At 48.8% G+C, this 24,226-nt stretch carries 20 protein-coding genes; 15 read left to right on the top strand and 5 right to left on the bottom strand.

Annotation, left to right across the window (positions count from 1 at the left end):
- Nucleotides 1-94 precede the first annotated feature (94 nt).
- The gene (rpsR, locus tag H6786_03130) at nt 95-295 is read left to right on the top strand and encodes a 30S ribosomal protein S18 (protein MCB9816365.1); all 201 of its coding nucleotides are present in this window, start codon (nt 95-97) and stop codon (nt 293-295) included.
- A 57-nt stretch (nt 296-352) separates the two neighbouring features.
- On the opposite strand, the gene H6786_03125 is transcribed toward rpsR, so the two are convergent.
- Nucleotides 353-928: an elongation factor P gene (locus H6786_03125; GenBank protein MCB9816364.1), complete on the bottom strand. Its 576-nt coding sequence runs from the start codon at nt 926-928 to the stop codon at nt 353-355.
- A gap of 208 nt (nt 929-1,136) precedes the next feature.
- Between H6786_03125 and H6786_03120 the strand changes: the two genes are divergently transcribed.
- The 4 genes from H6786_03120 (at nt 1,137) to H6786_03105 (ending at nt 2,898) form a co-directional block, all read left to right on the top strand.
- Nucleotides 1,137-1,730: an RNA polymerase sigma factor gene (locus tag H6786_03120; protein ID MCB9816363.1), complete on the top strand. Its 594-nt coding sequence runs from the start codon at nt 1,137-1,139 to the stop codon at nt 1,728-1,730.
- Between the two features lie 50 nt (nt 1,731-1,780).
- Nucleotides 1,781-2,095, top strand: coding sequence for a hypothetical protein (locus tag H6786_03115; protein ID MCB9816362.1), 315 nt, complete (start codon nt 1,781-1,783; stop codon nt 2,093-2,095).
- A gap of 48 nt (nt 2,096-2,143) precedes the next feature.
- A complete protein-coding gene (locus H6786_03110) occupies nt 2,144-2,473 on the top strand; it encodes a hypothetical protein (GenBank protein ID MCB9816361.1) in 330 nt (109 codons plus the stop codon).
- Between the two features lie 125 nt (nt 2,474-2,598).
- Nucleotides 2,599-2,898, top strand: coding sequence for a hypothetical protein (locus H6786_03105; protein MCB9816360.1), 300 nt, complete (start codon nt 2,599-2,601; stop codon nt 2,896-2,898).
- 56 nt (nt 2,899-2,954) lie between these two features.
- Here H6786_03105 and recA read toward each other — a convergent pair whose 3' ends face one another.
- Genes recA through H6786_03090 form a run of 3 tightly spaced genes read right to left on the bottom strand, consistent with a single transcriptional unit; the run spans nt 2,955 to nt 6,663 of the window.
- Nucleotides 2,955-4,034, bottom strand: a complete 1,080-nt coding sequence (gene recA, locus H6786_03100; GenBank protein MCB9816359.1) for a recombinase RecA — start codon at nt 4,032-4,034, stop codon at nt 2,955-2,957.
- 20 nt (nt 4,035-4,054) lie between these two features.
- Nucleotides 4,055-4,435: a hypothetical protein gene (locus H6786_03095; GenBank protein ID MCB9816358.1), complete on the bottom strand. Its 381-nt coding sequence runs from the start codon at nt 4,433-4,435 to the stop codon at nt 4,055-4,057.
- 8 nt (nt 4,436-4,443) lie between these two features.
- Complete coding sequence (locus H6786_03090) at nt 4,444-6,663, bottom strand: DNA translocase FtsK 4TM domain-containing protein (GenBank protein MCB9816357.1); 2,220 nt, start codon at nt 6,661-6,663, stop codon at nt 4,444-4,446.
- A gap of 191 nt (nt 6,664-6,854) precedes the next feature.
- Here H6786_03090 and H6786_03085 point away from each other — a divergent pair, with 191 nt between their 5' ends.
- The 8 genes from H6786_03085 (at nt 6,855) to H6786_03050 (ending at nt 19,203) form a co-directional block, all read left to right on the top strand.
- Complete coding sequence (locus H6786_03085) at nt 6,855-7,601, top strand: hypothetical protein (GenBank protein ID MCB9816356.1); 747 nt, start codon at nt 6,855-6,857, stop codon at nt 7,599-7,601.
- 905 nt (nt 7,602-8,506) lie between these two features.
- Complete coding sequence (locus H6786_03080) at nt 8,507-10,531, top strand: hypothetical protein (protein ID MCB9816355.1); 2,025 nt, start codon at nt 8,507-8,509, stop codon at nt 10,529-10,531.
- A 167-nt stretch (nt 10,532-10,698) separates the two neighbouring features.
- The gene (locus tag H6786_03075) at nt 10,699-10,857 is read left to right on the top strand and encodes a hypothetical protein (GenBank protein ID MCB9816354.1); all 159 of its coding nucleotides are present in this window, start codon (nt 10,699-10,701) and stop codon (nt 10,855-10,857) included.
- Nucleotides 10,858-10,865: 8 nt separating this feature from the next.
- On the top strand, nt 10,866-11,345 hold the full coding sequence (locus H6786_03070; protein MCB9816353.1) for a DUF1360 domain-containing protein: 480 nt from the start codon (nt 10,866-10,868) through the stop codon (nt 11,343-11,345).
- Between the two features lie 98 nt (nt 11,346-11,443).
- Nucleotides 11,444-12,070: a CDP-alcohol phosphatidyltransferase family protein gene (locus tag H6786_03065; GenBank protein MCB9816352.1), complete on the top strand. Its 627-nt coding sequence runs from the start codon at nt 11,444-11,446 to the stop codon at nt 12,068-12,070.
- Between the two features lie 233 nt (nt 12,071-12,303).
- Entirely contained in the window at nt 12,304-12,792 is a 489-nt protein-coding gene (locus tag H6786_03060; GenBank protein ID MCB9816351.1) for a 50S ribosomal protein L10, read from the top strand.
- Nucleotides 12,793-12,806: 14 nt separating this feature from the next.
- On the top strand, nt 12,807-13,280 hold the full coding sequence (rplL, locus tag H6786_03055; protein ID MCB9816350.1) for a 50S ribosomal protein L7/L12: 474 nt from the start codon (nt 12,807-12,809) through the stop codon (nt 13,278-13,280).
- 460 nt (nt 13,281-13,740) lie between these two features.
- Nucleotides 13,741-19,203: a hypothetical protein gene (locus H6786_03050; GenBank protein ID MCB9816349.1), complete on the top strand. Its 5,463-nt coding sequence runs from the start codon at nt 13,741-13,743 to the stop codon at nt 19,201-19,203.
- 1 nt (nt 19,204) lies between these two features.
- Here the strand turns inward: H6786_03050 and H6786_03045 are convergent, their stop codons facing one another.
- Nucleotides 19,205-22,621: a peptidoglycan-binding protein gene (locus tag H6786_03045; protein ID MCB9816348.1), complete on the bottom strand. Its 3,417-nt coding sequence runs from the start codon at nt 22,619-22,621 to the stop codon at nt 19,205-19,207.
- A gap of 166 nt (nt 22,622-22,787) precedes the next feature.
- Between H6786_03045 and H6786_03040 the strand changes: the two genes are divergently transcribed.
- Nucleotides 22,788-23,069 carry a hypothetical protein gene (locus H6786_03040; GenBank protein MCB9816347.1) on the top strand — a complete coding sequence of 94 codons (282 nt, stop codon included), beginning with the start codon at nt 22,788-22,790 and terminating at the stop codon, nt 23,067-23,069.
- A 132-nt stretch (nt 23,070-23,201) separates the two neighbouring features.
- The gene (locus tag H6786_03035) at nt 23,202-23,837 is read left to right on the top strand and encodes a hypothetical protein (protein MCB9816346.1); all 636 of its coding nucleotides are present in this window, start codon (nt 23,202-23,204) and stop codon (nt 23,835-23,837) included.
- Nucleotides 23,838-24,226 lie beyond the last annotated feature (389 nt).

Here is a 24,226-nt window from a genome sequence, read left to right as displayed (position 1 = left end):
GTCCCACTCGTGTCATTTTCTCGCGATGCCTCGCCAGCCAGCAATTTCCAGGTCTAAAATCAAATTTGCTTTGTGACAAACTCACAAATAAAACATGGAAACTACAGAAACTAAAAACCAACCAGCACACCACGTTGACTACAAAGACGTGTTGCGTCTCAAGAGCAATGTGAACCCGCACGCTCGTATGTTCAATCGCCGTCGTACTGGTATGACCGCGAAGGGACAGCGCAATTTCGCTCGTGCGATCAAGCGTGCTCGCTTCATGGCTCTTATGCCATATATTCAGCGATAGGCTCGAATAAAATGTAAAAGGCCGGCCCCGAAGGGGCCGGCCTTTTACATCATGCAACTACGCCTTATCAACGCGCGCCGAGTATTCTCCCGTTTCAGTATTGATACTGATCACGTCGCCTTCGTTGATGAACATCGGTACCATGATCGTTGCGCCTGTCTCGAGAGTGACTTCTTTTTGGGCGCCACTTGAGGTGTTGCCTTTAACAGCTGGCATCGCTTCTTTTACCTTCAGCTCTACCTTGATCGGGAACTTGAGGCTGATGACTTCGTCATTGAAGAGGAGTGCATCGATATCTGAACGTTCCTTCAGAAATCGTCCTTGATCTCCGATCAGGTCTTCGCTTAGCATAAAGCGCTCAGCTGGCTTGCCTGCAGTGTGGAACCAGTATTCGTCTGGCTTTTTGTAGATGAAGGTTACCGAGCGGGTTTCGAGGTCAGCCTCGTTCACAGTTTCATTTTGGTGGAAGGTTACCTCAACCACGCGGCCAGACTTAAGATTCTTCAGCTTGGTGATGTTCACTGGCTTGCGCTGTTGCTTGCGGAATACGTGCGTCGCGATCACCAAATACGGCTCATCGTCGTGGAGGATAACTTTCTTCAGGGTGATCTCGTTGTAGGATAGGACTGCCATTGAATGAGTAAAGGAGCGCAAAGCGCGACTATTACGAATTTATGCAGGCGCTTCGCCAGATTGAGGAATTTGACCCAGTCCTCAATCTGGCGGCAGCGAGCTGCAGTGATTGTTGCTCTATGCTCCGGTTATGATTAACGCCATATTTATATCAAATCTAATTAAAAAGGGAAGATGTCAGATATGGCGGAGGTGGTAGTATGCAGACATGTTAGGATTTAGCTCAACGGAAGACGCGCGGGAATGGGAGGATGAGTTGGTGCTTGCCAAGTCACAATCTTCACCGTGGCTGTTTGAGATCATCGTTGATCGCTACCAAGAGCCTTTTACCCGCAAAGTGCGCGGGGTAGTGCGCGATCCACGTGATGCAGAAGAGGTAGTACAGGACGCCTTTACCAAGATCTACATCAATGCCGACAAATACGAGCCACAGTCTGGGGCCAAGTTCTCATCTTGGGCGTACCGAATTCTCCTTAATACCGCCTTTACCCGCTACCAGAAACTGGTGAAAGAACGCGAACGTTTCCAGGCGATCGACCCCGAGTATGAGCAGATGTACGGCGAGTGGGCGGAGCATAGCGGCTTTGAAGAGAAGCGTGATGGGATCGAACGTATTTTAGAGCGCTTACCAGGACACTTTGCACTTGTACTGCGGTTGCATTACCTCGAGCGGTGGTCGCATCAGGATATAGCCGAGCACACCGGTGAAAATACTGGTACGATCAAGGCGCGGATCCATCGCGCAAAAGCAGCGTTTAAGAAAGAGGGAATCGACAAGGAAATAGAGGTGTTGTTAGATTAACAGGCGTCATCTCCAAAGGGTCACTTTTTTGCTATGATGTCTACATAGTTATGAGTCAAAAGGCACTTAAAGTACTCCTTGTAGCAACAGTTGCTGCTTTGTTTTTGTATTTGGCTACACAGGCAACTACCATCACCTCTAAAGGATCCTTTATCTTTGTTGGTATTTTAGTGATTTTGCTTGGTTTGTACGATCATTTTAGTAACGATGGTAATAAACAACAGATTTTTAAAGGTTCTGCACTCATCTTTTTGTCTGGAGCCCTCCTGTTTGCGGTCGTATTAGCAGGTGCTGTTCCGTTGATACTTGTACCGTTGATCACATTCTATGTTGGAGTCAAAAAAATTGTCCTCGCGTACATGTAGTGTAACTATTTTGAGTCGAAGCTAGTATAAGTAGATATGAAGTCAAACATGCAAAAAGCCATCATGCGTCGCGTGTACTATGCCTATGCAATCAGCATTGGTACACATGTGATGTTTTGGCAGGGGATCTTCCTGGGGGCAGCGGCGCTGCTTCTCGCGAAGTGGCTTCACGTCGCGAGCATTATTCATAATTTTCTCGCTGTACCAGTGGGGCATACACCGCAATATGTCGCGAACGCGGTGTGGTCTGCCGGTACCCACGGCGAGATGCTGACGGTCTGTACCCTGATGTTGGCGGGGGCAGTGACCGTTTCAGTGGGATATCACCTAGCTCAAGCGTTTGTGTCTCGCTTTGGGGTGATGCCAAGGATAGTGTAGTCATACATAACTAAACAAACTAACAAAAGGCCGGGCGCGAAGCGCCCGGCCTTTTGTTGTGCCTTCATCCAAAGTGTGGTTTTCTGTATGAAGTTGTTCCGATTACCTAAAGGAGGATGAGTGTTATGTCAGAGCAAGACAATTTTGACCTTGATCCCGATTGGACCAAGCGTGCTGCAGAAAGATTGGCTGCACTAGATCGGTGCCCGCGGTGTAAAAAACCGTATCCAGAAGGTCTGTCGTTTAAACTGATGGGTAAGTTGTGCCCAGCTTGCCAGCATCAGGAGCGCGAGGACGAGATCCGAGCGTTTGCTGAACGCTGTGAACGCATGGAGCCGGCAGCACTTCGCGAGCTAGCTGAGAAGGTGTATCGGTTGCAGGAAGCAGTCGCTGAACTTCAGCGGGGTGGACCGTTCATCTGTTGATTCGAGAATCGATACAATCAAAAAGGCCGCGCTCCGCGCGGCCTTTTTTATTATGTCTACTTCGCAGCTTCCTCTTTGAGTGCCTTGCGAATGTTCTTGAGTAACTCTGCTTTCAGTTTCTTATCTTCCTTGAGAGTGGTGCGGGCAGCGTCGTAGCCACGGCCGAGCTTCACGACGGCTGATTCATCGCCGCCTGGTGGGGTATATGAGTATGAAGCGCCGGCCTTCGAGACCATCTTGTATTTTTCACCGAGCGCGAGGAGTTCACCCTCGCTTGAGATTCCTTCTCCGTAAAGAAGGTCGAACTCAGTGGTCCGGAATGGGGCAGCGACTTTGTTCTTCACCACCTTTACGCGGTGTCGGCCACCAACTACTTCGTCGCCCTTCTTGATCTGAGCGATACGACGGATATCGAGTCGGACTGAGGTGTAGAATTTGAGAGCCTTTCCACCCGGAGTGGTTTCTGGGTTACCAAACATCACACCGACCTGCATACGGATCTGGTTGATAAAGATCACCACGGTCTTGCTTTTAGCGACGATACCAGTGAGCTTACGAAGCGCCTGACTCATGAGGCGAGCCTGCTTACCGACATGGTGTGCACCCATTTCACCCTCGATCTCATCACGCGGGGTGAGGGCTGCCACTGAGTCAATGACGATCACATCCAGCTTACCAGCGCGTACGAGACTTTCGACGATTTCGAGCGCCTGTTCACCGTTGTCTGGCTGAGAGATGAGGAGCTCATCGAGTTTGACACCAAGAGCAGCAGCGTATTCTGGGTCCATGGCATGTTCAGCATCAATAAAGGCACAGATACCGCCCATCTTCTGCGCTTCAGCGACGGCGTGCAAGGAAAGGGTGGTCTTACCAGACGATTCAGGACCGTAGATCTCAATGATACGACCCCGTGGGTAGCCACCAATGCCGAGGGCATCATCAAGGCCGATAGAGCCAGACGGCACAGCTTCAACATCAACATGCTTGGTTTCAGCCAATGTCATAATTGCCTCATCGCCAAACTTGGTCTTGATGCTACGAATCGTCTCGAGGATCTCGGAAGTCCCTTTCTTTTCCTCTTTTTCAGTCGGTTCAGCCTTTTTAGGTGCTGCTGTTGCTTTTTTCTTTGCTGCCATAGTGATCTATTACTTGGTGATTAAATGCTGCTTACAAAATTCATTGGTGCGTACACAAATGCTTGCGTTACGGTGGTCTCGCGTCCGTACCGATCTTCTGCTCGTAATGTTGCTACAGTATACCCGTTTTCCAGTACCAGTGCCTCCTTGAAATTTCCCTGAGCGTCGGTATAGATCGGGCGATCATTGAGCCAGAGACGTGAAATATTGTAGGCGGCCCCGGTGAGTTCGATCTGTCGCTGATTTTGCCTGATTTCAGGAACGTCATGCAAGGTGATCTGCGGTCCCATGATCAGGTACCTGGCCTGGAAGAGGATATAGAAGACCATGAGCACCAGGCCGATCGCGATGATGCTGATTTTGATAATGCTCCGGAAAGTGACTGGTTCGTGCTCGTACATAGGGGTAACTAGTATCGGTGTGTGTCTTCTGGATCGTCATCTGACCCGTATCCTTCATCTTCCTCGCCAGATTCATTGCCAGAAGAAAGGATCTCGCGTGGTTTTGAGCCATCCGCTGGGCCGATGACGCCGTTGTCTTCAAGGAGATCCATCAAACGAGCTGCGCGAGAGTACCCAACGCGCAGCTTACGCTGCAGGTATGAGGTAGACGCCTTACCGGCCTCGATCACCGCAATGCGGGCGTCTTCGTAGAGGTCATCGTCAGCATCGTCTCCACCGCCGACCATGGCGTTGAAGACCGCGTCGTTACTGCCAGCTTGTTCATCAAAGTTGATGGTATCAAGCTCGTGCGCGTCTTGTTTCTTGAGATAATCCACCACTTTCTTGATCTCTTCCTCAGAAACATAGGCCGACTGGAGTCGGACTGGCTTTGGACTATCTGAAGAGAGGTAGAGCATGTCACCTTGCCCGAGGAGTTTTTCAGCCCCGACAGTGTCGATAATGGTGCGTGAGTCTACCTGTGAAGCCACCATGAGTGCTACACGAGTTGGCACGTTGGCCTTAATGGTACCGGTAATAACGTTTACCGACGGTCGCTGGGTTGCGAGGAGGAGGTGGATTCCAACCGCTCGTGACATCTGCGCCAAACGAACAATACAAGCTTCAAGTTCGCGTGGGTAGGCTTGCATGAGGTCGTTGAGCTCGTCGAGAATGATCACAATATATGGAAGTGCTTCGGGGAGGTTTAGTCGCTCTTCTTCTGGTGAGCCACTTGCTTCCCATTCCTTCTTGGCTGGCTGGTAGACATTCTGGTGGTAGGAGGTGAGGTTCTGGACCTGTTCTGCTTCCAAGATGTCATACCGGCGTTCCATCTCCTTTACGGCCCAGGAAAGCGCCTGGATTGCCTTTTTGGCCTGGGTGATCACTGGAGTGAGGAGGTGCGGGATCTTGTTGTAGAGGGTGAGCTCGACCCGCTTTGGGTCGACCAGGATAAAGCGCAGCTGGTCGGGTGAGTTGCGGTAGAGGAGTGAGATAATGATGTTGTGGATCGATACCGACTTACCAGCACCGGTCGTACCAGCAATGAGTCCGTGGGGCATGCGGGCGATGTTGGCAAAGTGCACATGCCCGGTCACATCCTTACCGAGTGCCACCATGAGTGGATGTGGGGAATCAGTGTACTCAGGGGTAGCGAGCATGGATTGGAGACCGACCGTGGCGCGGGTCTCATTTGGCACCTCAATACCAACCAGTGACTTACCTGGGATCGGCGCCTCGATACGGATCGAGCTGGCCTTGAGAGCTAGTTGGAGTTCCTGCTGGAGACCAGCGATCTTGGCAATACGGACCCCTTGCGCTGGCTTCAGCGCATAGCGCGTGATAGTTGGTCCGCTCTCGACGGCATCCATCTCAACACTGATACCGAACTCTCTGAGGGTGCGCTTGATCGTGTTGGCATTTGCTTTCACATCACCGATCTGTGCTTTGCTTTTTTCTTTACTAAGAAGTGAGAGGGAAGGTGGAACGTACTTGCCGCTGAAGTTCTTAATCACGATCTCACTGCCGTCCCTACCCTTGGTGAGACCAGAGACCTTCTTTGAGACTGCTGCTGCCAGTCCGCCTCGCTCCGTCTCTTCATCTTCTGATTCCTCATCTTCGTCATCGAGTGGTTCGTCGTCTTCTTCAGGGAGATCGAGTGCATCAATATCGCTATCGTCCTCAAGGACTTCCTTTGTGCGACGAGTGAATGGATTCTTGAGTCCGGTGTTGAAGAGGAGAAAAATAGAAATGAGGATCAGTCCAAAGATCAAGATACCAGCGACTGCGGTACCAAGGAGTGTTGAGAGGGGCCAGGCCACTGCAAGTCCCGCATAGCCACCGAAGCTCTCATGGTAGAGCTCGAGTGCTCCAAGGAGAGAAAGGAAGAGGAGGATGGTGCCAGTGATCTTTGCGCCACTCAGGTGTTGGTCCTCTTCTCGCGGATTGAGGAGTACATATATATAGAGGAGACACACCAGCGGTGCGAGCCAGGCACCTCCACCAAAGAGCGCACCCAGCGCAGCGCTCGTCATTGTTCCAGCTGGTCCGGCGTAATCAAGAAGCGAGAACAGAAAGAAAACGGCCAAGACTCCCATTACCACTGCCCAGATAGCTTGCTTGGCTTGTGGGGTAAGGTCATCAAAAAGAGGCTTGCGGTCAGCTTTTGCATTTCGTTTCTTACGGGCCATAGGGTGTTCTAGCGTTACTAAATATTGAATGAATAAGTGTCCCAATAATAGCATGATAGACACTCAAAATAAGGGCCAAGCTAAGCCATAAAAAACCTAAAAGACCACTTGCCAAGAGCCAAAATGTCCTTATAGTGTATGGTACGTACGACAAAGAGACAGTCTTTAATACCGTCTAAAGAACACACCTCATGCAAAGCGAAAAAGACAACTTAATACAGATTAAAAGACTCTCAAGCGACACCAATTACTTTAATAATGTCTTTAAAAAGACTGAGAAGATTGTGTCGGTTATTTTCTATATTTTGTCTGAGACAAAAGACACATCAAAGATAGAACCACACGTCTCTTGTATTAAAGACAGGGCACTTAAAACACATGAACTTTCTTTAGAGACACTTTCACTCCAGTCTTTTGAAGTCCATGATGGTCTTCTAAAATTCCAGTATGGACTAGTGGCACTTGAGAGTACCTTGCGGATCGCCCAGATGGCACAGGTGATCCCGAAGGACATCTTTATGCTCTTGTCTGATCAGCTTGATGGAGTGATGCGGTACATCAATAATCACTATCTGCAGCAAGGGGCAGTAACAGTAGATGAACTGACTGAAACAGTAGTGCCAATTACTGAATCGAAGTCTGCACCACGTCCAAAGAATCCTGCTGCCAGCAGTGGCAGCCGACAGCGTCGGGTGACCATCCCGGCTGGAGACATCAGTACTGACGCGTACCTCGTGTACAGTCAGTTGACCGATCGAGCTGAGCGTATAAAGACAGTCCTTGAAGCCAAGCCACAAGCGACCGTGAGGGACATCGCAGAAGTGATCACTGACGTAAGTGAAAAGACAATCCAACGTGAACTTAATAGTCTCATAGAAAAAGGACAAGTGGTACGAGAAGGTGAGAGGCGATGGTCAAGATATTCTGTCTCAAAGTAGTGACCTTTAATTTAGTATAGAAATTAAAAATACTTTTCTAAAGTACATGTCTCTATAAACTGGACATGACTTTATAAACGACATAAAAGCTAACCTAAAAGTATTGACTTTTATTTCTAGGAGCTTAGAGTAGGTGACATCTGATACGAGACACAAAGGACAGTGTTGCGGTCATGCGGGTAGTACTCATGTACGAGACCTGCTTCCTCTTCTACACTGGTGCGTAGCCTACCTGGTTTGCAATTTGCAAAATATGTTATGTAGTTTGCATCTCAGGTAAGAAGCCAACACTCCTATCGTCATCTACATCAGACCAACAGAGACGGAGCATTTTCTCCATGTAGATCACTTGTTTCTTCACATTATTTTGCATACGACGCGTGCGCCATAGCACCACGTATCCACAACCTGTGAACTACTAGCTGATCGAAAAAATGCTACTATCTTTGTATGCGCAAGTGCGCTTTTTTTCTAAGTCGAATTCTGTGTTCCGTGTAGACCACGCCAACACCGCGACTAAGAGACAAAGCCGCTGGGGGCGTTATGATCATTGACAACACCCATGAATAAAAGTCGCGCAAGAAAACATTTTTTTGCATGACCGAGTGAATGGGAATTGTATGGAAACCATACAATTGAATATCTAAAACTCTCAAAGCCCACGACTTGCTCGTGGCAAAACCTCTGCCTGACCTTATCCCGACACTGACCGCCGCACAGACACACAGACTGAATTCGCAGCTAAACTCCCGTCTTACGAGATCGGAGTTTGGTGATATTAGGTAAGCGATCTGATAAACCGCTTACTAATATGAATTAATTCATATTATTAGAGCTTATCAAAGTAATGTCCGCGAAAGTGGACGCGCGTAGTAATTACGCACAACTTACAGATAATTATAGTTATGACTATCACAAACAATATTGTTGCAAAGCTCGCTGTAGCTTTTGTAGCAGTTGCTATGGTCTTTTCTGCATTTGCTGCTTCAGCAAAGGCGCAGACTACTGAAGACCTTCAGCAGATGATCAATGACCTGCTTGCGCAGGTAGCAGCTCTCCAGTCACAGGCTGGCCAGGGTGCTACTTCAGCTGCAGGTGTATGTCCTTACACATGGACTCGTGACCTCTCATCAGGTTCAACTGGTGGTGACGTTATGAAGCTCCAGCAGTTCCTCAACGCTGACCCTGACACTCGCGTGGCAGTAGAAGGCGCAGGTTCTGCAGGTATGGAAACTGAGTACTACGGTCCAGCAACAGCTGCTGCTGTATCAAAGTTCCAGGTTAAGTACCGTTCAGAAATTCTTTCACCAGCAAACTTGGTGAACCCAACTGGTTACTTCGGTCCTTCATCACGTACTAAGGCTAACGGCCTCTGTGTTTCAGCTCCAGTAATGGATGATTCATCAGACGACATGATGGATGACGAAGACGACATGATGGATGATTCAGATGACGCTGACTTCGAGCTTTCAGGTGAGGCTTCACTCGACAAGTTCGAGACTGACTCAGCTTCAGATGACCAGATCGAGGAAGGTGCAGAAGATGCAGAAATCGCTACAGTAACTGTTGAGTTCGCTGATGGTGATGCTGAAATCTCACGTCTCGACCTTGCTCTTGAAAGTTCTGACGTAACCGAATCTGACCCATGGGATACTTTCGAAACTATCTCACTCTGGGTTGATGGCGACAAGATCGCTGAGAAGTCAGCTGACTCACGTCGAAATGACTACCTCGATGAAGACTTCGGTACACTTCGTTTCTCAGGTCTTGACCTTGTAGCGATGGAAGATGAAGAAGTTGAGATCGTAGTTGCTGCTACTGTACAGAATTCTGTAGATGGTACAGCTGACGGTAACGACTGGACTGTTGAATTCGACGCTATTCGTTACTTCGACGCTGATGGTGTAGCTTCAACCGACACCACTACTGGTGATCTCGGTGACCCTACTGGTGAATCATTCACTATTGAAGAGTCTGGTTACGAAGATGAACTTAAGGCTAAGACCTCATCAAACGACCCAGACGCTACTACCCTTCAGGTAAATGATGACTCTAAGTCAGACTGGTACACAGTATTCGTATTCGATCTTGATACAGATAACTCAGTAAATGATATTGAGCTTAACTCAATCAAGGTTAACGTTGCTACTACCGGTGCAACTTACTCAACACTCGTTGACGATGCAGAGCTCGTGATCGATGGTACTACTATCGACGACGTAACTGTTGTTGCAACTGGTAACGTTGCAGTACTCACCTTCGATGTGAATGGTGATGTAGTGATCGACGCTGGTGACCGAGTAGAAGCAGAACTTATGCTTCGATTCAAGTCACTTGATCCTTCAGACGAAGGTTCAACTGTTAAGGGTTCAATCTCATCACTTACAACATCTATCGTAGATGCTGAAGGTGCTGATGACCTTGGTAACAGCCAGCTTTCAGGTTCAGCTACTGGTGAGCAGCACACCTTGCGTACAGCAGGTGCTGACGTTGAAGCAGTATCAGTTGACGCTGACGTAACAGTCGGTGACAACAACACTGATGACTACGGTACTTACGTGATCAAGTTCGAGGTTACTGCCTTTGAACAGGATGTATTCGTACCGATCGCAGTTGCTTCATCTGTGTCATACACCCTTCAGGACGGTTCAGGTTCAACATCTGTAGCTGGTTCACGAAGCGTGACTTTGACCTCAACAGCTGACGAAGGAGGTGCAGGTGATGCATTCTTCGAGGTAAACGAGGGCTCAACTGAGACCTTCACCCTCACCGTTACTTACACCCCAGGTGTAGCTAACACAGCATCACGTATGGTGCTTAACTCAATCACCTTCGATGAGACTGGTACAGCTACAAACACTGACGACCAGTCACAGGTGACTGTACCTGCTTCAGAGTTCCGAACTGACGTTGTAACTATCGTTAACTAGTTAACGAAGTTATAGCCAAAGACGAACGTCTAAGCTAAAACAAAAGCCCCTGGGGAGGGGCTTTTGTTATTTGAGCCAGGAGATTATTTTTCTAGGTTCTATTAAAAAAGCCCGCCGATTTATCGGCGGGCTTTTTTGTATGTAGGGATGCTATACTATCAGTATCTATGCCAGTTCGTGATCAAGTGCCAAAGGAGCGCGTGCCAATGTCGCAACGGATCCTGAACAAGACCTTCTATCGGTTTTTGTTTAGCTTCATTGCGGTCATTGCCGGCGTGCTGATGTTTATTTTGGTGCTTGGCGCGAGTAATGGTGCGATACAATAGTAGTGCGTATGTTGCGAGTTACCGATCAGTACTTTTGGAATTTTATCTTTACGATTTTCTATGTACTCATTTTAGTCATGGGTGCGATCATTCTGGAGACCGAGTCGCGTATTCCGCTCACCGAACTTTCGTTCACAGACTACGCACTCATTACGTTGGCTGCGTGGCGAATCACGCGACTGTTTGTGTACGACGCAGTCACTAAGTTCGTACGAGAGCAGTTCTGGGATGTGAAGAAAGCGGGGAAGGGGTACCGACTAGAGAAACCAAAAGTTGGCCCACGCCGTACTTTGGCAGACCTCTTTGATTGTCCATGGTGCTTCGGAGTCTGGGCCGCCACGATCGTGACGTTCTGTTATCTCATCAGTGGCTACTTTGTCTTTCCGGTGGTCATTCTGGCGGTGGCGGGGGTAGCGACATTTTTGCAGCTACTTTCTAATCTGATCGGAAATCGTGCCGAGCAACTCAAGATTGAAAACGAATCCTAAGGTATCCCCTAGGATTTTTTCATAAAATACGATACAGTGCCGGAGGGATCTAGTGCATATAGTTCGTTTTTGATATTGATTGTGGGGAGATGGTCATTATGAATGTGTGGCAGATGAAAGACCGCTTCGATGCGGTCATGGAAGCGGTGTTACTGCCGGTTTTGCCGCAGTCTGTGACGCCAAACCTGATAACCGGAGTGCGGTTTGTAGCCAGTGCTTTAGTGGTAGCAACTGTTTTTTTCGGTTGGTGGGTAACCTCGTTGCTGCTCGTGTTTGTGGCAGGGTTCACTGATTGGATGGACGGCTGGCTCGCTCGAGCTCGTGGTCCAATGACTGAGTGGGGTAAACGCTGGGACGAGCGGGCTGACAAGCTCCTCGTGCTCGGTGTGGTCGCTGCGCTCTTGGCACGGTGGTACTGGTATACTGAGTCAGTCGGCTGGCTGTGGTATGTACTGGTGGCCGCGTGGTCACTGACCGTACTGCGTGACATCGTCATGGTGTGGCTGCGGAAACTGCGCCTCTCTAAGAGTGTGGTACTGCCGGTGGCGAAGCTCAAGACAGCTCTGCAGCTGGTGGCTTTGGTCCCGCTTCTCTCTGGGGAGTGGTGGTGGCCGCTGCAGCTCATTGGAGTGGCTATCTTTGGCTACGCGACTGCACTCAGTCTCTATAGTGCCTGGGTGTACGCCGCTCCCGCCCGATCACAGATCAGTATGCGTTGGTCGTAACCGACTTGATGCAGGCCCGCCGAAGGCGGGCCTTTTTTGTGGTTTACATATTATTAATTTCTGCTATATTGTCTCCCAACAGGCTCATGACAGTCGGTCTCGAAAGAGATAATGCGCAAGCGCCGGCCGAGGTCCAACTATTGTGCTAATGCATAGTGTGGAAGGTCGAGCCCGTCAAGGGTATTTTTTATACCCTCGGGCCTGGGAATTTATCCATTGATTTACAAGATCACATGGCAATTACAAAAGCAAAAAAGCAGGACATTCTCGCGAAGCTTGATGGAGTCAAATCGGACTCAGATTCAATCGTCTTCGTGAAGTTCAACGGCATGACCGTAGCAGACACCACTGCAATGCGAGCACAGCTTCGCGAGCAGGGAGTTGGTTACTTCGTAGCCAAGAAGACACTCATGAAGCGAGCCTTTGACGGCGCGTTTGAGGGAGAAATGCCTACACTCGAAGGAGAGATCGCGGTCGCGTACAGCGCTGACGCAATCACTCCAGCACAGCAGATCAAGGAATTTGCTGGTAAGTACAAGGATAACCTCAGCATCGCTGGCGGCGTGTTCCAGGGAGTATACAAAGATGCAGTTGAAATGACTGAGATCGCGTCTATTCCACCACTACCAGTACTCCGTGGTATGTTCGTAAACGTTATCAATTCACCAATCCAGAGCATGGCTATTGTTCTCAATGCTGTTGCTGAAAAGAAGGGTGCATAATCTAAATAAGAAACATGTCTGACGAAAAAGAGACAACAGTAGTAGAAGAGACTACTGAAGAAACTGCAGCTCCTGAAGCAGCAGTAGAAGAGACCAAAGAAAAAGCTGAGGAGGTAGAAGTGCCAGCGCAGTTCAAGGAGATCGTAGAAGCGGTTGAGAAAATGACCGTACTTGAGCTTCATGAACTCGTAAAGGTATTTGAGAAGAAGTTTGGTGTATCAGCAGCTGCAGTAGCAGTCGCTGGTCCTGCAGCTGGCGGTGACGCTGGTGAAGAGCAGTCAGAATTCACTGTAGAACTTACCGAAGCTGGTGCTCAGAAGATCGCGGTTATCAAGGTCGTTAAGGAAGTTTGTGGACTTGGTCTCAAGGAAGCAAAGGAAATGGTAGACGGCGCTCCAGCTGAAGTTAAGACTGGTGTGAAGAAGGAAGAAGCTGAGGAGATCAAGGCAAAGCTTGAAGAAGCTGGAGCTAAGGTCACCCTTAAGTAAAGAGCCATAATAGATTCTACAAAAAATACGGCTTTACGCCGTATTTTTTGTGTTGTGTGATTAGGGAACCTAAGTGAATCCACAGATGTCACGTAAATTTCAGATCTGGAACAAGGGTTGGTTTGATATCATGTATCTGAGGTCTACCTAAAAAATGTTTCCTAGAAGAATCCGAATCCTTTTGTTTTTATTGCTTCTAACCAGTTTTACAGCAGGTGGTTTTTCTATTCTGAAAAATTTTGAAACACAACCAGTATTGTATGAGTCTTTCACGGATTTGCCCCAAGAGCACCTTCTTCCAGTTACACCGATACCGTCGGTGACAGCGTCAATACAATCACCACAAGTGGTTATAGAAAGTAGGGGTGTCACTGAGGCCGAATTAAACAAGCGCCTAGTCGGCCTTTTGTATCATATTCGGTGGTTGTTAACGAGTCAGGGGCTTGAGGCGCCAATTGCAATGGCGGGTGATACTGACAGTACAGCTCAGATTGCTGCATTGGAACGCCGTTTTGATCGATATGTTGGTAGTGATAACGACAATCGTTCAGACCCAACTGAAGAATTGACCGATGGTGGTTCTTTTCTTAACTCGACGCTAACTGACGCAATTCTAACTGATCCTGCTTTATCAAATGCTAATTTCAGTGGCGTCACTAGTTTTAGCGGCAGTGTTGGGATTGGCACTTCAAGTCCCGCTGAACTTCTGTCTGTCGCTGGTCCAATCTACCTTGATGACGTGTCGCCTGCGAATACTGCCAGCCGCCTCTACAACTCTGGTGGACTTTTGTACTTCGACGGCGCTCCAGTCGCTTCGGGTGGGGGAGGATCAGGTACCGTACTGCCGTCTGCTACCGCAGGTCTTTTAGCGTACTATCCTAGCGCCACATCGACAGTGGATGATGCGACCGGGCTCTACTGGAACAACGCGAGTACGCGGTTGGGGATTGGGACGAGTAGTCCGTATGCAACATTGAGTGTGGTTGGAAAAACTGTAGCTGATAGTTTTGTGGCTACCCTAGGTACAGCGACTTCAACCTTAGCAGGAGACTTCAATGTGGGCAGCGATGTGTTTGCTGTTCTCACCGATGAAAATTACGTTCAAGTTGGTAACACAACAACCGGGGCTCGTATGACACTTATTTCCACTGATACAGGGAATAATTCATATGGTAACAACATGTTTCGACTATACAATCCAAACAGTGATGTCGAAATGGGATTTTCCATCTTGAACGGTATGACTGGTAGTAGAGAATGGGTGATTGGTAATAATCAAAGCTCAAACCTCGTAATCGGATCATACACTATTGGTGGTATAGCAGATTCAGAATCGCATTTTGTATTGCAGGGAGGAGGTACTGATAAAATTGGCGTTTTCAATAGTGGTAATCAAGGCAACACTACTTTTGAAATTACCAACCAGACATCTGGGTCTTCTGCTACATTTGATCCGTTTGCCGTATCAAGCGCTCCGGCTCAAGAAGGTGACTACTTCATTGTGAAGAATGGTGGTAAGGTGGGTATCGGTACCACTTCGCCATACGCCAAGCTCTCTGTCGTGGGTAATATTGTGTCCACTGCCACTACAACCGCTAATCGTGTTGTGACCTCAGACAACACTGCCTACTGGCTCGGTAATACTCCGGTACTCTCCGGTGTCACTGCCCGCAATTCATTTTTCTTCGCGGGAGCGCGAGCGTCTAGTTCTTTCGGGACAGCAGACTACAACTACGCTATTGGTAGTAATGCGCTTGGCAACCTCACCACGGGAGATTTCAATGTTGCAATGGGCTCGGGCGCTCTTAAGGGAGGAGGGGGAGGGCTGAGCGGCTCATACAATATCGCCTTGGGATCCTCGTCCCTATTTAACAACACTTCTGGTACATATAACACCGCGTTCGGTTCTGGTGCGTTGGGTAGTAATAGTAGTGGCTCATACAACAACGCTTTTGGGCCCAGTACACTAGTTTTTAATAGTAGTGGCTCATACAACAACGCTATTGGATCAAGTGCAGGTTTTTGGAACACGACCGGCTCATACAACAACGCTATTGGATCAAGTGCAGGTTTTAACACTACCGTTGGCTCATACAACAACACTCTCGGTTATTATGCGCTCAATCTCAACACGACCGGCTCATACAACAACGCTATTGGGTATAGGGCACTTTGGTCCAACAACGGCACCGGCACCATCGCCATCGGGTACCAAGTGGCTGACAACGCTGCTTCTGTTGATCGCAGTATCTTCATCGGCTACGACATCGATGCTTTTAGTACCACCCAAGACGACGTCCTCAACATCGGCAACCTCATCTTTGGTACGGGAGTAGATGGAACTGGTACTACTTACTCAACAGGAAATATTGGTATCGGCACATCAACTCCAGGAGCAAAGCTGCAAGTAAAGGGAAGCGCAATCTTGGGCGTGGCGGGTGTTGCGGTTGGTTCAAGTACACTTACTTTGCGTGGTGACAGTGCGACTGCAAATGCAGAAATTTTTGCTATCAACGCGCAGCGTAGTAATTACGACCCGACAGGTACGGCAGCCTCGATAGTGTTTGCTCGAGCCACAGGTGGCAAGGATGGCAAAATTTTGTTTAAAACACATAACGGCACTAGTCTGCAAGAGCGCTTAACGATTGCTTCAACGGGCTATGTCGGTATTGGTACCACCTCTCCATACGCGAAGCTCAGTGTGGCAGGGGATATTGTTTCAACAGGTACTATCACGGCTCCGGAACTTACTGTCACCTCGACCTCCACCGCACCACGGTTTGTGGCAACCGATGATCGTGGTTATTGGCTCAACAGTGTAGATGTGCTTTCTGGCTCAACCACACTCGACACTTATTTCTTTGGTGGAGCAACCGCATCAAGTTCGGTGGGGAATGCAATCTATAATTACGCCATTGGTAGTAATGCGCTTGCTAATCTCACCACAGGAGACTACAACTTTGCGGTGGGGTCAGGTGCGCTAAAGGGAGGAGCGGCGGGGATGATAGGTAGCAGCAACACTGCCCTTGGTAGTGGTGCACTCCAGGCTAATACCACTGGCTCCTATAACAATGCTTTGGGTTGGTTTTCGCTTTCAGCAAACACGACCGGTTCATTTAACAACGCTTTTGGATATTGGTCGCTATTTATTAACACTACGGGTTCAGATAATAATGCCTTCGGCAACTTAGCTATGGCGCTAAACACAGTTGGTTCTAATAACAACGCCTTTGGTAATAGTGCTTTGTTCCAGAATTTAACCGGCTCATACAATAATGCCATCGGTTACCATGCGCTTTTTAACAACAACGGCACCGGCACCATCGCCATCGGCTACAACGCAGCAGTAAACGCCACAGGTGTTGATCGCAGCATCTTCATCGGTTACGACATTGATGCTTTTAGTACAACTCAGGATGATGTCCTCAATATTGGAAACTTAATCTTTGGTACGGGAGTAGACGGTACTGGTACGTCATACAGTTCTGGGAATGTTGGTATTGGGACGAGTAGTCCGTATGCGAAGCTTTCAGTAGCTGGTGACATTGTTGCAACCGGTACTATCACTGCCACACAGCTAGCCATTACTTCTACCTCCACTGCAGCACGGTTTGTGGCAACCAATGATCATGCGTATTGGTTGGGCAATACTTCAGTCTTGTCAGGTTCAACCACTCAGGGTAGTTATTTTCTAGCGGGTGCTACAGCATCAAGTTCCTTCGGGGATGCTGATTACAACTATGCCATTGGTAGTAATGCGCTTGCTAATCTCACCACAGGAGACTACAACTTTGCGGTGGGGTCAGGTGCGCTAAAGGGAGGAGCGGCGGGGATGATAGGTAGCAGCAACACTGCCCTTGGTAGTGGTGCACTCCAGGCTAATACCACTGGCTCCTATAACAATGCTTTGGGTTGGTTTTCGCTTTCAGCAAACACGACCGGTTCATTTAACAACGCTTTTGGATATTGGTCGCTATTTATTAACACTACGGGTTCAGATAATAATGCCTTCGGCAACTTAGCTATGGCGCTAAACACAGTTGGTTCTAATAACAACGCCTTTGGTAATAGTGCTTTGTTCCAGAATTTAACCGGCTCATACAATAATGCCATCGGTTACCATGCGCTTTTTAACAACAACGGCACCGGCACCATCGCCATCGGCTACAACGCAGCAGTAAACGCCACAGGTGTTGATCGCAGCATCTTCATCGGTTACGACATTGATGCTTTTAGTACAACTCAGGATGATGTCCTCAATATTGGAAACTTAATCTTTGGTACGGGAGTAGACGGTACTGGTACGTCATACAGTTCTGGGAATGTTGGTATTGGGACGAGTAGTCCGTATGCGAAGCTGTCGGTGGCGGGAAGTATTGCTGCTACTGGCACGGTTACTGCCGCACAGCTCACCGCAATTGCAACATCAACAGCAGCGCAGTTTGTTGCTACTTCTGATCGTGCATATTGGCTCAATGGTACCTCGGTGCTATCGGGCTCAACTACTCGAAACAGTTATTTCTTGGCTGGAGCCACGGCATCAAGTTCAATGGCAAACGCTAGTTATAACTACGCTATTGGTCAGTATGCATTAGATAATCTCACAACCGGAAGCTTCAATGTTGGAATCGGAAGTCGCGCGTTGCGGTACACCACTACAGGTTGGGGTAATAGCGCCACAGCGTATCTCTCTTTGCACTACAACACCACCGGCTCATACAACTCCGCGTATGGCTACTGGTCAATGTTTCATAATACGGTTGGCTCATACAACACCGCACTTGGCTACAGTGCATTGCTTGATAACACCACCGGATCGGATAACGTAGCTATCGGTCGTTCCGCTCTAAGTGCCAACAACGGCACCGGCACCATCGCCATTGGTTACCAAACCGCCAACAACGCCGTCTCCGTCGACCGCAGCATCTTCATCGGTTATGACATTGATGCCTTTAGCACGACGCAAGACGACGTCCTCAACATCGGAAACCTCATCTTCGGTACGGGAGTAGACGGCACCGGCACGACGTATTCAAGTGGTGGTATCGGAGTCGGCACTTCAAGTCCGCACGCTCGATTGTCTGTTGCGGCAATGGTTGGTCAGACTAATCCTGTCTTTTTGGTTGCGTCCTCATCAAACAATCCGTACATGATCGTGACCGCAGACGGTAAGGTTGGTATTGGCTCTACCACACCAGGCTACCAGCTCGCGGTGGCGGGCAGTATCTACGCTTCAGCCTTTATTGACGATGGTATTACCATCGCAGCCCCTGACTATGTTTTTGATGATCCGGCCTACCAACACCTTACCCTCGATGAGATTCGCTCCTTCGTGGATGAAAACGATCACCTGCCATGGCTCACGCCTCGTGGCTCTGGAGCAATGTCGCTTACGACTCGTATCAATGAGGTGCTTGAAGGTCTAGAGAACCTCTTCCTCAGAGTCTTTGAGCTTGCTGATTGGAATAAAGAACAAGATGATCGCACGGCTGCACTCGAAGCACGAGTGGCAGAGCTGGAGGCGCAGCTAGGAGGTACCAATACGAATAAAACTGAATCTACAAGTGAGAAGAGTGGTGGTGCCTCATCTCCTTCATCATCCAATAACAATGAAGTTGTGACAGAAAATAATGGTGAAGCAAACGACGAGACTGCAACTTCCTCGGAGACTGGCGCAGAAGACAATGCTGATCAGCCTGAAGACACCACTGCTTCTTCAAGTGAAGAGATCATGGTTGAGGAAGAAGAAAGCGAGGTGTTACCTGATCCAGGATTGTCTGAAGAAGAGCCTGTCTCAACAGAGGAGGTCACGGAGGAGGTGGTAGAAGAAGTCGTTGAGGAGGTTGCTCAGGCAGAATCTGAGGATGTTCCTTCGTCAGCTGACAATACTGAACCGACACCAGAAGAAACTCCAGAAAGTTAAACTACAAACTATTTAACTTTGCTCTTGTCTGTGGTCCGAAGTTTCCAAAACCAGTGGTCTGTGGCGTACCTTCGCAGACAATATTGTAGTGACACTGGAACTTCTGAATGGCGAGGGTAGTAAGTGGGCCGTAGTAAAGAGTTTCGAGTCCTGGAGAGCCGGGACCTGAATCAGCAATGGTAAAACCAAGACGATTGAGTTTCATTTGAAGTGCAAGCACATCGTATCCTTCATCGCCGACATCTAGTGGTCGTGTGAATTGTTGTGTGTCCATCTTACTCTGTACCACCAAAAGCTGTGCAGTAAGCGCTTTAATAAGGTTCTGAAGCTCGCTGATCTTGTTGAGGAGTGACTGGCGGTATGTAGCTTCGTCGGTGATGAGGAGGGAAGAGGAAGCTGTACTGGTAGAAACGAGTTCAGTCGTGCTTTCATTTTTGGTTGTGCGTGAACTGCTGCCACCACCTCCACCAGAAGAGCCAGAAGAGACTGTTGTACGAGTGACGGTAAATGTGTGGGTCGACCAGCCACCTGAGTAGGTGAAGTTGAGGTTCCCACTACCGTTTGTAGTGCATTCGTTTGAATCGCAGGTTGAGCCCGAGATGTAAGCAGATGCTGCATTATCAACTTCTATTTCATACGCAGTGCTTGCCGCCAAGCCTGAGATTGTGAAAGTAGTGGAAGTAGCGTAGCTTGAGCTTGCGGTCCATTCCTTGGTGGCATCAGTAGCGTCCGTTTCCCATGTGTTGATAGTGAGGTTCATGTACTCGGCATGGTCACCAGAGCCAAAGCCGCCAATTGGTGAGACTTGAAGATTGGCGGTCGAACTGCTTGAGGTAGCAGAGGTGTATCGATATTTTCCGTCTGCGTAAATGCGCACGGGACCAGATGTGTTCAGGGTGTCGACTCCGATTGTGTATGGAGGCTGGTATTCCAGAGCCCCGATGTCGGGAGAGCCGTAGATTGGATTGCCGATAGTGTCTGAAGTTAGTGACACATCAGTACCTGCGTCGATACTTGGTGAGAGTGTGTCGAGTGAGAAGTCTCTTGCTGCTGGGTCAGTCAATAGCGGGGAAGTAGAGGCTTGGTTATTGGTGCCTTGGTATGTGTTTTGCCATCCAGTATCAACGCTGCCATTTGCCCAGTTATTATGTGAAGCAACAAATCCAGTGACCGAGCCGATCGCACTCGTGTCTATGTTTTGCGTATTGCCGAAAAAGATGTTGTTGTGGATGAGTGAATCATCAACGGCTCCACTAAGCCTCAACCCCGTGCCATTGTTGTAGACGGTGTTGTTATACATCCTCGCGTACGCTGTACCGGCCATAGAAACGCCGTAGGTTTTATTGTTGCTCACGGTGGAGTAGCGAAGGATTGGCCCGAGATTTGATGCAGTGCCTGCACCAAAGAGAGCGGCTCCATAGAGACCACTTCCATATGATTCAAGACGCTCGCCGATGCATCCAGTCCCAAGGCTGACGTTCAAGATGGTTGCATATCGCACAATGATATCTTTGAAAGTATTTCGTGCAGTACATGTAAGGAGCTGCGGCTCGGTGCCGGCTTCAATATGGAGTAAATTAATGTCCTCACTTGGCTGGAGTCGGTAATATAGAACACCGCTAACATAGGCCCATTCTCCTTCGCCAAGGACGGTTTGGTCATTACCGTCATTTACACGCTGTGAGAGGGTGTCGGTTGAAACGCCCGCTGCAATCGTGTTGGTAAATGCCATTGTGCGCTGGTATGTATCAGGATTGCCGCCGCCGTATACTGCCCAGTCTCCAACTATATCTTGTGACACATTGGTCGAGCCCCAGATCTCTGGCTTGTGCGCAGCATCAACCCCGCGGAAGGTGATATTGCCGTCTTGTGTGTTACCCGCTGCAGGAGTGAGTGTCTCTCGGTATGGAGCGTCGTCGTTCTTTACAACAATGACTGTGTTGCCTGGTTGGGCGGTAGTGGCTGCCTTGGCGAGGGTTGCCCAGGGAGAAGAGATGGTACCGTCATTACTATCGTTGCCGAGGACGTTGTCGACATACCAGGTTTGTGAAGCGGCGTAGCCTGATACCACATCGATAGTTCGGCTGGCGGCAGAAGTGGTAGCACCATTGCCGTTTTCAGCAACGACGTACCAGGTATGCGAGCCATCAGTCAGTGCGCTGCCTAGGGTAGTACTGGTACCAGTGATGTTGTCGGTGTGCAGTGAGCCGTCTATATATAGTTGGTACTTCGCAATTCCTACATAGCTCTCTGCTTCCGTCCAAGAGAAGGTGGGGAGTTCGTCGGTCACTGATCCGTCACTCGGTGAAGAGAGAGAAAAAGAATTTGAAAATGAAATTTCTTCTTGGCTGATCGGTCCCAGAATGGCGTAGGTATCAATGCGGGAGAAATTTGCGGTATTATCGTTGGCGTCATCAGCGGTGAGCCAAACGAAGTACGCATCGGTTACTGGCGTAAAGTACGGGCGGATGGTGCTGGTTGCGGTAGTATTGGTCCACTCCATCACTTTGGTGGCACCGAGTGTGCCGGTGATATCGCTGTATGAAAGCTCGTCAGCTTGGAAACCAGGGTCGCTGGCGAATTGAAATAGCACTTCTTTTATGCGGCGCGTCTGCTTGTATGGGTAGAGGGTAAAAGTAATCTGTCCAAGAGATGAAGTAGAAACAAGTGCAGCAGGTGGTTGTAGCAGAAGTTCACCATCAGTAAGGGCGGTAGATGAGGCGTAGGAAACGACACCAAAGCCATAATTTGCACCGTCATATCCTGCATCCCAATTTGTGGCGGTCTGTCGAACAGCTGCCTTCACATCGTACCAATTCCAACTTGGATGGTTGTATCTGATTGCTGTCATCATACCGGCGTTGCGGGCAGTGCGTTCAGAGAGGGTAGTGCCGGCGATGAATACATCAGAACCATCGAGTATCCACTCCACTCCTGATTTGCTGGTGTCGCCAGAGCGCCCTGGTGCGGTCATAAAAGTCGGAGGTGGTAATGGTGAAGCCGTTGCTTGGTACGCATAATTGTGGGTCAAATCAACTCCGTCGAATTCATTATAGATATTTACGTTGTCACCATAGTAGCCTGAGTATGAAGACGTGTACATTTGATAGGGGGCGGCTGAGGTGGTGGTGGCACCAGTTTCGTCATAGTACTCAGCGTCTGTATCTTGGGTGACAGAGGCATCGCCGATAAAGCCACCACCGGTGTTCATGTTGGTGCTATGAACTATGATATCGGTACCGACATGCCCCGCCCCAAGCAGTTGATCGATCGCAGCCGTAATGCTGGTAAAAGCGTGTCGAGAATTGGAGAGGACCTTTACTTGTGCTAGTGCGTTTGTTGTATATGATCCAAACACCAGAATGGCTGAAAGAGTGGCTATCAATAAACACCAGTGTTTTTTAATGTTCATTTTCATGTCAGGTTTTTAAGCAGTTTAACATGACATTAAGACTTAAGTAGGTTCGCTTCTAGTTGACAATTACACAACAGTTTTGTAATCTAGCAACCAGTTCGTACATCAGGGCAGCAGTTGCTGTCAGTTCAACGAGCCGGTCGCGGCTCATTTCATCAGGAGAAAGACAATGAAGCTGCGTAAGCTCATTATTTCTGTAGGAGCGATCGGTTTGATCGCAATGGCCGCAGGCTGCAAGGAGAAGACGCTCAAGCCGGGCGATTGGGCTTGCCGCGTTACGAGTGGCACTGCCAAGGTCAATAGCTGGTACTACACCGGCGGTGATCATGCTCAGGTGTCTGAGGGTATGAAGTTCGATGGCGGTTCCTACATGGTGACACGCACGGCACCGGGCCAGGTCAAGTTCACGACTGGCCATGGCAACAGCTGGGAGTGTAACCTGCTCAAATGATGCGCGAGTATCGCGCAAAAGGTCGGTCTAGGCCGACCTTTTTTGTGCCTGGATGTTACGATTGGTTACGACATTTTCTCTCCACACTGTCTACAAAGAAGCTGTGCTATAATCGCCACACCAACTTCCAGTATGGCAGCACGAGATCCACTTTCAATCCTGTTTGGCAGCACAGCTCGCGTAAAACTCCTCCGCTTTTTCTTATTTAATCCCTCGAAAGAATTTACCTTTGACGACATCAGTCGTCGTGCCAAGCTCGTACGTCGCACAGCACGAACTGAAATGAACTCGCTGGAGAAAGCTGGAGTGATCAAGCAGAAGAGCGTGTACATCGATGTAGAAGGGAAGAGTAAAAAGATGAAGGCAATTGGGTATATGCTCAACAAAGATTTTCCAGAGCTGCAGGCGTTGCAGACCTTCCTCTTTGAGACGGCGCCGATCGATGGCAAGAACCTCCTCAAGCATTTGCGTCAGGCAGGCGTACTTGATTTTGTTGGTGTGAGCGGTGTCTTCGTGCGCGATTTTGAACAGCGCCTTGATGTACTTATCGCGATGAAGAAATTTTCACAAGCAAAAGTAGAGAAAGCGATCCGTTCACTTGAGGCAGAGGTGGGAATCGAGATCCGATTTGCGGCGATGTCTTCAGAGGATCTTATGTATCGTGTTGGTATGTACGACAAGCTCACCCGCGATTTCTTTGATTACTCACATCAGGTACTGGTCGACAAGATCGGTGTGAAAGACGAAGTGATGTCGCAACGGATGTAGTGTATTCTTTGCGATTTTTGCGCATTGACGGCCGGAAAATCTTCGATTTTCCGGCCGTTGTAGCTTGTGGAAAACACTGTTGATAGAGCAGAGGATAAATCCATCAAAATATCCAGAGTAGATGCTTGACTTTATTTTTAATTCGTATAAGATAGCGGTCACGTATTTATGAAGTTTGGAGAAAACGCCACGTCGTAGCAAGCAAGTCACTCGTGATTTTCTTGCCGCGACTACCGCGGCTTTTTTCTTCCAAAATTCAAGGGGGTACGCGATCGTTGACAATCGCATATTCAAGAAGACAGATTGATAAGATCTGTCTTCGAAAAGTCCTACCGTGGAATCGACGCCCGGTAGGCAAGTTCTGCATGAAAGTCGCAAGCCTTTCATGC

Source organism: Candidatus Nomurabacteria bacterium (assembly GCA_020632075.1).
GTDB lineage: Bacteria > Patescibacteriota > Minisyncoccia > Phycocordibacterales > UBA918 > OLB19.
Note: the sequence above shows the minus strand (reverse complement) of the source record. Positions and strands in the feature narration are given on the sequence as shown.